The organism is Streptomyces sp. SID3343, from assembly GCF_009865215.1.
Taxonomy (GTDB): Bacteria; Actinomycetota; Actinomycetes; order Streptomycetales; family Streptomycetaceae; genus Embleya.
Window position 1 is genome coordinate 1 of record NZ_WWJX01000282.1, and the last position, 1,386, is coordinate 1,386.

Annotated in this window: 2 protein-coding genes; both read left to right on the top strand. The window is 72.9% G+C overall.

Annotated elements, in window-relative coordinates:
- Positions 1 to 417 (top strand): helix-turn-helix domain-containing protein (locus GT354_RS09760; protein ID WP_202511701.1); only part of this gene is annotated, 417 nt, incomplete at its 5' end.
- Between the two features lie 113 nt (positions 418 to 530).
- Complete coding sequence (locus GT354_RS09765; protein WP_161355876.1) at positions 531 to 1,289, top strand: helix-hairpin-helix domain-containing protein; 759 nt, start codon at positions 531 to 533, stop codon at positions 1,287 to 1,289.
- Positions 1,290 to 1,386: the final 97 nt, after the last annotated feature.

Genomic DNA, 1,386 nt, shown 5'->3' on the forward strand with positions numbered 1-1,386 from the left:
ATCGGCGTCAGCGCGCGGGTGGCCCGCGTCGACGGACTGCGCGGCGCGCTGGAGGAAGCGTGGCACGCGGGCCGGATCGCGGGCACCAGGGCCGGCCGGGTCGAGGTGGTCGGCCACGCCGAACTCGCCTCGCACGTCGCCCTGTTGGCCGCCGTGCCCGAGGACGTGCGGCGGGCCTTTCGGGGCCGGCTCCTGGAGCCGCTGCGCGCGTACGACGCCAGTCATCAGGCCGACCTGATCACCACGTTGGAGGTTTTCCTCGACTGTGACGGCTCGTGGACCAGGTGCGCGGCCCGATTGCACGTACACGTGAACACGTTGCGTTATAGGATCGGCCGGATCGAAGAGCTGACGGGCCGTCAACTCGCGCGCCTGGAGGACAAGGTGGACTTCTTCCTGGCGCTCAAACTCAGGTAGCCGCGAGTGATGCGCAGTCGGTGGGGCTTCGGTCGTCGGGATGTCGGGGAGTGGCATCCAGGCCGACGGGATGCGTCCCGGTCGGCGCACATCGCAAGGGGAGCGGGACGTTTGTGAGCACGACGGGCAACAGCGGGCGGCACCTGCTCGCACAACGCGGCTGGCGGTTCCGACACAGTCTGTGGGTCCTGTTTCCGATCCTGTCCTTCGGCCTGCTCACGAGCGTGGGCTTCGTGATCGTCGGAGCCCGGGCCCGCCGGGCGGACTGGTGGGGCCCCGGGGTCGGCTATTTCGTGCTGAGCATCGTGGTGCTGATCATGTCCGGGAAAAGCGACGAGGGCTCGGTCGGGCAGGCCGTGTCGAGCGCCCTGCTCCTCGTGGCCTGGCTCGGCGGTATCGCGCACGCCTTCCTGATCAACCGCTCGTGGCTGCGCTGGCGGGCCGAGCACAACGACGAGATCGTCAATCGCTACGCCCCTCGAATGGCGCCCGCGCCGCCCACGTCGTGGACCCAGGGCGGGCCGCCGCCGGTGTCCCGGTGGGCGGGCGGCGCGGCCGGCGGACCGCACGCGCCTTCGCCGCGGTGGGCGCACGACCCGCACCGGGACGGGCCGCCGCAAGGGGTGTACGGCAGCGTGCCGCCGCCCGCCCCGCAACCGCTGGACGTCAACACCGCCGGCATCGGCGAACTCGCGGGGCTGCCCGGGTTCGACTACGAGCGGGCCGGCCGCGTGGTCACCGCGCGCGGGCAGCAGAACGGCTTCCGGGTGATCGAGGACTTCCACAGGGCCGCTGCCCTCACCCCACACGAGATCGCCGGGGTGCGCGAGCACGTGCGCTGCTCGCCGGCGCGGTTCGGGCCGGCGCGGTAGGGAACGCCGGACGGGGACTTCGAGCCGGGAGACCGGATCCGCGACGGCCGGGCGCACCCCGGCGGCGCGCCCGCCGAACGGACGACGGGCCTGCGCG